10 protein-coding genes are annotated in these 9,496 nt (G+C 45.8%); 9 read left to right on the top strand and 1 reads right to left on the bottom strand.

The window, feature by feature from the left end; genetic code table 11:
- Window positions 1-52: 52 nt before the first annotated feature.
- From OXN25_17820 to OXN25_17800, 5 genes are all read left to right on the top strand, one after another.
- Window positions 53-889, top strand: a complete 837-nt coding sequence (locus OXN25_17820) for a GIY-YIG nuclease family protein (protein ID MDE0426712.1) — start codon at window positions 53-55, stop codon at window positions 887-889.
- Window positions 890-1,005: 116 nt separating this feature from the next.
- A complete protein-coding gene (locus tag OXN25_17815; GenBank protein MDE0426711.1) occupies window positions 1,006-1,200 on the top strand; it encodes a hypothetical protein in 195 nt (64 codons plus the stop codon).
- A 568-nt stretch (window positions 1,201-1,768) separates the two neighbouring features.
- The gene (locus tag OXN25_17810) at window positions 1,769-2,113 is read left to right on the top strand and encodes a potassium channel family protein (GenBank protein MDE0426710.1); all 345 of its coding nucleotides are present in this window, start codon (window positions 1,769-1,771) and stop codon (window positions 2,111-2,113) included.
- Entirely contained in the window at window positions 2,098-2,295 is a 198-nt protein-coding gene (locus OXN25_17805; GenBank protein MDE0426709.1) for a dockerin type I domain-containing protein, read from the top strand. The genes OXN25_17810 and OXN25_17805 overlap by 16 nt, the downstream gene beginning before the upstream one ends.
- Before the next feature lie 192 nt (window positions 2,296-2,487).
- Window positions 2,488-2,724: a hypothetical protein gene (locus OXN25_17800; protein ID MDE0426708.1), complete on the top strand. Its 237-nt coding sequence runs from the start codon at window positions 2,488-2,490 to the stop codon at window positions 2,722-2,724.
- A gap of 143 nt (window positions 2,725-2,867) precedes the next feature.
- On the opposite strand, the gene OXN25_17795 is transcribed toward OXN25_17800, so the two are convergent.
- Window positions 2,868-5,426 carry a T9SS type A sorting domain-containing protein gene (locus OXN25_17795; protein ID MDE0426707.1) on the bottom strand — a complete coding sequence of 853 codons (2,559 nt, stop codon included), beginning with the start codon at window positions 5,424-5,426 and terminating at the stop codon, window positions 2,868-2,870.
- 749 nt (window positions 5,427-6,175) lie between these two features.
- Here OXN25_17795 and OXN25_17790 point away from each other — a divergent pair.
- The 4 genes from OXN25_17790 to OXN25_17775 form a co-directional block, all read left to right on the top strand.
- Entirely contained in the window at window positions 6,176-6,388 is a 213-nt protein-coding gene (locus OXN25_17790; protein MDE0426706.1) for a hypothetical protein, read from the top strand.
- Between the two features lie 12 nt (window positions 6,389-6,400).
- Window positions 6,401-6,874, top strand: a complete 474-nt coding sequence (locus OXN25_17785) for a hypothetical protein (GenBank protein MDE0426705.1) — start codon at window positions 6,401-6,403, stop codon at window positions 6,872-6,874.
- A 12-nt stretch (window positions 6,875-6,886) separates the two neighbouring features.
- Window positions 6,887-7,681: a hypothetical protein gene (locus tag OXN25_17780; GenBank protein ID MDE0426704.1), complete on the top strand. Its 795-nt coding sequence runs from the start codon at window positions 6,887-6,889 to the stop codon at window positions 7,679-7,681.
- 20 nt (window positions 7,682-7,701) lie between these two features.
- The coding region (locus OXN25_17775) for a hypothetical protein (protein ID MDE0426703.1) at window positions 7,702-9,496 on the top strand (1,795 nt) is incomplete at its 3' end.

Genomic DNA, 9,496 nt, shown 5'->3' with positions numbered 1-9,496 from the left:
TATTGCTACTCTTCGCCTTGCAAGGAAATCCAACTTAACAAAGGAGTTAAAGATGGCTAAAGTTCATGATGAGAACTTCTCTCAATTGCTTGAAAAAGCAAAACTCATCGCACAACAAGGTAAAAAGAGAGATGCGATACGCTCTGTTCTGAAACACATGAATCTGTCCAAGGATGAAAACAATCCAGACTTGTATCACTATATTTCCAACGGACGACTTGCAGAGATGTTAGGGATACTTAACCCTGAATCTAATGGGAGGTCGGATGTTTGGAATACACGCCAGTCTCTGATCCAGGAGAGGTCGGGTCCGAGGTTGAGTCCAACGCAAGTCCTAAATAAAGTTGACTCATCCGGAACAGAGGTTATAGGAGAAGGAAATGAATCTGTCTATCTATATTATTTCCCGACTTATAAGCTATATGCTGAATCAGAAGGTAAAAATCAGTGGCAATGCAATGTAGGCAAGACTAAGGACCCCGTAGAAGGCAGAGTGGCTTCACAAATTGGCGGTCAACTTCCAGAGAAAGCAACTCTCGCACTTGTTATGCAAACAAATGATTGTGAGACACTGGAAACCCAAATACACCGTGAATTAAAGGATCAGGGAAAGGATTTAGATCCGAAGTCAGATGCCGATGTTATTGGAATCGAATGGTTTTCGACAAATCCAGCTGAAGTCAAAGATATTTTTGATTCTCTTAAGTTGTTAGAGGAAGAGAGAAACACGGAATATATGATATATCAGCAGGCGAAAAAGTTTTTGGCAGATTCAGCATCTCGTTCTAAGGAAGAATTGGAGAAAATGAGTGCGGAACAACTCACGGAATACGCTGAAAAATATCGAAGAAACTCCGAAATAGTCAAAGAATATGAGAGCAACAACTAAGGGGTCTCCAATCTTTGGTCTGGAGAGGAGGTCAATATCTTACTTTTTGTTGATATATGCGTTTGATGTCGGCTGTTCGGGTATGAATCTGTTTGGCAATAATTCGGGTATTGTGTATGTCCTATGATCAAGTCCCTGTAGATGAAGTAAACGCATTCCTCCTTCAGGAAGGTTATACCGCAAGCGTGTTGCAGACGTATTACAGGAAAAACGGCTATACGTTACAGGAGATATACCTTGGCGTAGACGTTGATCCGTCTCCATTACCAATCTTCCCGCCAAAGCCCCATGCTTTAGCTTGTGGGATGTAGGCGGGCATTGGGTTGACAAGTCAAAAAACATTTGACATTCGCCTGAAAATGTGGTATAATTATGCTAACACTTGGACAACATTATCACCCTCTGCAAACCCTGTAGAGGTGTTGTCCGCTACCGTGATAAGTAGTCAAAAGTGTTAGTGTTCAATACCACTGTAAAAGTATATTGGGCAGTTGACGCGTAATTGCACGAAAGTGTGAATCGGAGCAGAGGTGAAAGTCTGCACGTTGTATTGCTGCCCTCCTTTTCAATTTTTCTCTCCATGTTGGAGAGAGGCAGGCAGGGATACCCGTGAAAGTTTTTCGCACGATATGCCCTACTGACGCTTTTTCAGTCTATAGGGGAATTGCCTGCTGGTGGAGCAGACGTAAGACGGTAGACCTTCGGGGAAACCGCTAACTGCTACGAAGCCGAAGCCCCTACCTTTAGGTAGTGGGTGGTATCACTTTACGGAATTCGGGCTATTCGCCGTGTTCTTTCCGCAGAACTTGATATGGATATAAAGGGGCTTTCCACGCATCCTGCTGAAGCATCTCTTATCGAATTGGACATTGACTAAAGATGAGTTATCAACGCCAGGTTCTCATCGCCTTGATCCTCCTTGTCGGTTTGCTCCTGACCGGGACGATCGGCTACCTGATTATTGAAAAAGAGAATCCAGCAGAGAAATGGACGCTTCTTGACGCGATCTATATGACGGTGATTACACTGACAACTGTCGGGTATGAGACCCTCGAAATGAGCGATACAGGCCGCATCTTCACCTTGCTTCTGCTCATCAGCGGCCTCGGTGTGTTTACGTATAGTGTTACCATCGCAACCAACTTCCTCATTCAAGGACAACTCAACAATTTTTTTCGACGCCAAAAGATGATGACGGATATGTGGATTTGTCTGTTGTTTTAATTGTGAGAAGTGCAATTAAACATAAAAATTCATATAACACTGATGTTAATGGCGATGGCGTAACCAACGAAATAGATTTACTTATCGTCAAAGCAAAAGCACACGAAGCTATTGTCGCCGCTGCACCAACTTCAATTAGAAAAAAGAAAATAACCACTTGGGGTGCCTTAAAAAGAAGATAATCTAACTAATAGACGTGCTAACAACCCTAAAATTGGATGTTCTATTAGTTGCAGTATAATCTATAAAAGAAAAAGCAGCGTATAAAGTGCTACCATCTATATAGTATGCGCATCCGCCGTGATTATGTCCTAATTTACTTTTATATGTATCACGATTTGCAGTTAATATTACCTGCGAATTGCCGCCTGATAATGAAAAAGAGAAGAAAGATATATCAGGAGATTTTTATACCGCAGCAGTATTCGCTACAAGGGACTTTCACGGAGGTTGTGTGTATTCTGATCGTCGGTATCATTGCGGTTGTGTATTTGGGGTATTGGTATTATGTCCTGCGCCAGCAGTCTCAAGAAACCATCAAGAAACCTGTTGACATACAGCAAGAGGGTTCCATTCCGACACAGGGATCGTCCCAACTCACTCTCAAGTAATTCGGGCGAGACACCTCACAGCAAAAAGGAGATAAACATGTTTTTGAAAAAGCATTGGAAACCACCCCTCACGGTCTTTCTCGTGGCGATTGTCAGTGTAGGGGTTTACGACCTACAAACGCACACAAAGCGTAAAAGCAAAATTATTTTAGTATCAACATTTTGCGAGTCGCAGAGAACTCTTTTGCAGTAAGCGTGTAGAAGTAAATACCGCTTGCGACTTCCTCGCCTATTTCGTTTCTACCATCCCAATACGCAGCACGGCTCCGTGATTCATAACGACCCACTGACTTATTTCCTAAATCTAACGTGCGAACTAATTTGCCATCTGCAGCATATATAGCGATGCGAACTTCAGAAGGCACCGCTAAACGATAAGGAATCCACGTCTCAGGGTTGAATGGATTCGGATAGTTCGGTAAAACCTCTGTTACATCAGGGTGTAAAGTCTCAATGTGCGATGGTGCAGCAGAGACACTCCTATCTATAACCAGAGGAATGTTAAGCACAAGTTGACTCGGTGCCATTAACCCTATAATAACATCTTCAATTTGCGAACCATCAATATTTGATCGACGGATGCGTCCTTGCGTGTCAGTCCAATACAACTTATCGCTGTCAATGTCAACAGCAATGCCTACTGGCACATCATCTAAGTAGTGTAATAATTCCAATAATTTCAGCGTGCCTTGATTCAGATTCGTACGTCTTATCATCCCATTATTTTCATCTGTTTTCTCAGTCCAATAGAGATGATCACCGGCAATTGCGATATGGCCGAGCGTCTGCAAACTTTTCAGAAAGATTTGGATATTTTCGCCATTCACGTCTGACGATAGGATTTGTTCTTGACCATCTGTCCAATAAAGTTTGCTACGAACTGTGTCTACGGCGATATGTTTGGGTGAATCAAGCCCTGTTATCAGAGTTTCAATATTGGAACCCTCAAGGGTGCAGGTTTGAATCTCGCCACGATTATTCGTCCAATAGAGTTTACCAAGACGCGGGTGAATGGCAAGACTCACCGGCATATTCATGAACGTGGAGATTTCTATATGAGGCGAAAAACGATCATGAAGTGAAGTACGCTTGATCGCTGCACAATAATTTCCCATACTTAGCAGCCCCTCTATCCAGTAGAGTTGTCGATTCAAGCCATCATAAGCGATGCTTTGAACTTGTATAGCATGTACCCATTGACTCCCTTCAGGCCCATAAAGATGATTATCCATCGCGTCTATCCAATATATATTAGGATGTGCTGAAGAATCAATAAGCATTTTCTCACGAGCCATGGCATTAAAACGTATCTTTTTTGAAACGCCAATAACGCTAACATGTACCACTGGCTCAAGGGTTTTTACTTGATATCCTAACAACAGAAAATTCTGAGCGATGCCATTAGCATCCGTACGGGCTTCTATATCAGAAAGCAGTCCATGATCGCTCCGCAATGATACCAAGGGTCGATCTTCAATTGGATATTGAGTCACACGAAAAATGACTTCTACGCCTACAACGGGTTCGCCATTGGCATCAACAACTTCTACAACAAAAGGTTCTGGGAGCCACTCATTGGGAAGCCCTTGCTGATTGTCGCCAGATATTTTTAGTATATCATGGGGAATTCGGTCATTCGCATCAACAACACCATCGCTGTTAATATCCACCTGATTTTTATTAGAGACGTGGATGTTTTGAATAATCTCCTCTTGGAAAGGAAAAGGATCGGTTGTATAATTTCCAAGTTTATCCATTACTATAAGATGAAACGTCCCAAGTTCACCTGTGCCTAATTCGCTGGTGATAAATTCAACAGTTGCCTTTGTTCCGCTTAAAGATTTACAAGCAATTAAGCTTCGACCCGCGTTGTTAGAGTAGTTCTTTCGGTAACCAATGATCCTTGCCTGATGCAACCCATCAGGATCACTCAACTCAAAGCGTAGAATGACCGCATTCGGGGGATATGCGAGTATTGGAAGTGCTTTTATTCTCGTCATCGTATCAGTATCACTTGGGTGTTCATTGAAGTACCTATGTGCGTCTAACCATTCAGCTGCGTCTTTAGACAATGATAATGGAATGTCTTTATATCCATACGACATGACACCCGCTGTCCGAAAATCGTGCGGCAGTGAAAATGTATGCCCCATCTCGTGAATTGTAAGCCCAAAAAAATCGCGAACGGGACCACAAGCACCTTTATGAGTCGCACCTTTATGGAGTGTATATGCATATCCCTCGTGAAGATCCCAATGAGTTGATGCACCCGAACCTATACCGTGGCAATCCAGACCGTTTTCTGTGGCGACGGATGTGATATAGACATTCTTGGACATACCGCCGAAGTGTTCATTGATTTCAGATTCAATGGCTGCATGGGCACCGAAATAATAATGTGCGGTATCAAATTGCCCAATCACAATGTGAACCACAACATTTCCTGCCTCATCAGTTTCCAGTCTAAATGTTTTTCTACCAAATCCGTGACGTTCCATTTCGTCGGCGAAAAACTTTTGAACATCTTTCATCAATACGCCCAGATCGGTTTCAATATTCGGATCGGGTATCAGGTCATTTGGAACAAAATAAACCGTTCGCACAACATACTGAGGCATCCGCTCCTGAGCAAAACTATTCGGCAAGAATAGAAATGTAAAGAGCATTAAAAACGCAAGTAAATAAACGACTCTTGTTTTCATAACAACTCCTCTTTTATATCACAATCTCGGTTTAAACAGTGGTCTAAATTTCCGATGGCACTATAATACATGAGTGAAGGCTCCCGTCAATTTAAATCTTGAGTGTCGTCCGCTTTGTGCTTGACAGATTATATCCTATGTTTTTTCTGATGTCAAGGAATCAGGACTTACGCGAGGTTTAGCCGAGCACACAACGCCACAAACTTACCCCGTATCAACATGCCCGGAGAGACGTTGATACCCAAAGCAGGGGTCCGTCAAAGAAGCCCTTGATCCCGAAACCCTAACGTCAGGGATTTAGCATGTGATTTAGAAAACGCGTCCTTTCACTGTTCTTCTCATTTCGGATAGAGGAAACAACGAGAACTGACTGAGAGGTAAACCCTCAATACTGTATGTAAATGTTTTTGGTGACATCATTTTTTGATGTTGCTATAATGTCTTTGACGGAGACGATTTGCTTTTAAAGCTGGTTTGCTATAAAGTGAGTCTCACGTCAGGGGAGCGTCCTATTTTATTATAGGTGCGCCGACGGCACCTGTAATGCCATCGACGCGTAGCTCTGCCAGAATCAGGCTCTGACAGGCTAACCTAAATTGTATCAAAAACGGGTTCGTTTTGCGAGACACATTTAGGTTAGCACCCTATAGGGAGATTTCCCGCTTTCCTCGTATCAACGTCTGTTGGTGCTAATCCCTGTAGAGTTGTCAGTTGAATCTGTGTGTCCACCGACACAAAGGAGTGATACGATGTCTTTACGTACATCTTTTTTTCTGTTTGTATTTGTGATTGTCTGTGTTGTCGGTGTTTGCGTCTTACGACCCGACGTGAGTGGCGACCCTGTGACCGAGTGTCGCCCGGTTTCCGAGCGTGAGTGTGAAAAATCCAAACAGCGCCCGTGTCAACCCAGCGTCTGTCCAAATGCGGAGACCAGATCAAAACCGCCAGAGAACAAGGCATAGGAGAACACAGTCATGTCTATCCGTCCGTTTGTATTCGTTTTGTGTCTGTTGCTTTGTGTCTGTAGTTTTTTCGGTATTTATCGCTTACAAGCACAGCCACAGCCACAGGAGACGCAACCGCCCGCCGCAGAGGTTTCCGAGACCAAAAGCGATGTCGGGTCTGCATCGGACCCCAAAAGCGATGTGCCAAGCGATTTTACCCAAACCATCATCCGTAATAACCTGTTTGCCCCACTGGGAACAGACTTACATTCCAAAGCGCGCCCAGGGGCGAACCTAACGCTTCTCGGAACGTTTCTCAGACAAGACCCGACAGATTCAAAGGTGTTGATAAAGAACGAGACGACCGGTCGGCAACACGTGCTTGCGATCGGTGATGTGCTTGGCGGGTTTTCCGTCTCCGAGATACAGCCGAAGCAGGTCACCCTCTCCGAGAATGGGAACACCGTGATCTTACGGCTTCCCCAAGACGTGTTACTCAACTAAAGGAGAATGAAGATGTTTATCCGGAGATACTGGCTCCCCTTATCGGTGTTTATCGTTGCGATTGTCGGTGTCGGGCTTTACTACCTCCAGACACGCCCACCGAAAGACCCGATTCTCATTTACAAAGCTGCAGAAGTTGAGAAACCGAAGCACCCCCAAGCCCCTGTTGGCGAGACCTCGCAAGGTGGACACGTCCATGCAGATGGCACATGGCACGAGGGACCGCACGAGGCACACGCGCCGCCCGCTGCGCCTGCTGAGGAGACTCCTGTGCCGTCCGTACCGAGAGGCACGCCGTTTGCGAATTTCACGCCTGACCCGAATGATGACCCCGTAGAAGCGGCATACAAACGGCTGGAGTATATCAAAAACAACCCGCACGAGTGGGGCGACCTCTGGCCGCAAACATTAGAGCTTATGGACGAAATGACACCGATGCCAGAACCGCCGAAAGTAGAAGGTGATGGTGATGACACCGTTGCTTTGCTCGAAGAACTTTCAGCACTTCGCGACCCGCGTTCGGCAGAAATATTAATCAAGTATCAGATGGAAAGCGGTATTATGGGAAGACCTGTTGATGATGCGTTAGTTGCGATGGGTCCTGCGTCCGTGCCTGCCCTCATTGCTCGGCTGGATGATCCCAATTCATGGAGTATAGATTTATTAATTCAAATTGTGGGAGAGCATCGTTCGGCATTGGGGGGTATCGTCGAACATATTATAATTCCGAAACTTGAAGCGATTGCAGCAAGTACCAGCACATATCAATATTATGCAGGGAAGGTAATTTCCGAGTTGCAACAATAGTTTTATTGGAGGTTATTCAGATGAGAGAGAAGTTTTTTATTTTTCTATTTTTGTGTGTATTTGTGTTTCCTGTATTTTCGGCGGTAAAGACGGATTCGGGGTCAGGTTCAATGGGTAAGCCGTCAGTGAAGTTCAAATCGTGGCAAGTGGGTCGTTCACCGAAAGGGACGGACACCAATAGTGACGAGCAGAAATCGTTTATCACTTCAACGGAGGAGGTGTGTTATTTCACAGCGTCGGTTGGTTACGATGGCAATCAGGGGGATAGTGTTTCACCGATTGATCCGTCGAAAGTGACGTGGGAGATTGTTGAAAAGCCGTCTCACGGTATGGCACTTGACGGCGAGCTTCAGGAAAACTGGTCGGGTGCCAAGCATCCGTCGAAGTTGGATCCGAGTACTTCCTTTAATGTTGTCGGTAAGTTGAAAGTTCCGCGGCATAAAGGAACGAGTAAATCGCACTGTCCAAATTATGGTGGCACGAGTACGCCGCTGAATGGTCGCGAAGACAAGCCGATGACGTTCACGATCAAGTTTTCAGCGAAGACCGAAGATGGTCAAGATATTACACCGGTGTCGTTGGTATTCATACAAGACGAGAAAGACGAGATGCGTCAGGAATACATGGACATGGCGCGTAAGACGACCACACGCAAAGGTTCGGTAGACGGCAATGTGCTTCGTGTTCCGTCGCGTTCAGAGCTGGGCTCACAGAATACTTACGACGATGGTCACTATTCGTATATGATGGGCAGAACTATTTTGCCGAAGAAACACACGGATTGGACCGCCGCGTATAAGAAACATGCGAAAACAGTGTTCGGCAACACTGGATTGTCGGATTTAGTAGAGACAGGTGGTTATCGGAATCCGCATCACCACTACTATCATGTTCCTAACGGTTCGGGGAGTCCGCGTGGGTGGCATCAGTTCGGCTTGGCACTTGATGTTCGCGGCAAAGATATAGATATAGACAAAGATAATAAGGAAGGAACACTTGAGGATCGCGATGAAATAGCGATTGCTGCTAAGAAATACGCTGGTGCGAGTTGGACGAAGCACACGTATTCAGATGGTCATGTTCATGCGCAATGGGAATGGGAGGGTAGCAATAAGGAGCGCGCCTCGACATTGTCATCGGGTAAGTTTTCGTTGCCTGCTCAAGGGACAGACAAGCCGTTAGTTGTCGAGAAGAAGGAAGAGAAGAAGTTGTTGGGGTGTGGTCATCCTGAAGGCACGCCGGGAAATCACAGGAAGATGTATTGTGGTTTTTGCAGTGCGCCGCTTTACGCCTGCGATAAGAGTTCGAGTCATGGTCCGGTGAAGTGTCCGAAGAATTCGAGAGGGGAGACGTGTACGGTGGATGAGGGGTGGATGATCGCGTGTAAGGCGCATGACTGCAAGTATCCGTCAGATACCCCGAAAGAGGCACCGCCTCATGCCCATTCGTCGGTTGTTGGACATACGCCTCACGCCGACGATACGCTCCATATCCATTGGCTTGGTTTCCATGAGCATGATGGTTATCCGTCGCACTCTCATTCGACGGGTGTTTGGCATCGGCATTCGACATCGACAGATTCGGACACCGCCGATGACTCGGATGACGACACGACGGATGTCCCGCGGCGGATACCCTCGACGGAGACGCCCCCGACGGAGACGCGTCCAACAGCGACGTGTTCCGCGGGGCACACGTATAACAGCGATCGCAGTGCCGCCGTATCGCGTCATAGGGATCGGACGTGTACGCGGTGTTCATTGACATATCAGAACTGCACGAATCACGGCACGGCGTGTCAAAATAGTAAATGGC

The organism is Candidatus Poribacteria bacterium (assembly GCA_028820845.1).
GTDB lineage: Bacteria > Poribacteria > WGA-4E > WGA-4E > WGA-3G > WGA-3G.
Note: the sequence above shows the minus strand (reverse complement) of the source record. Positions and strands in the feature narration are given on the sequence as shown.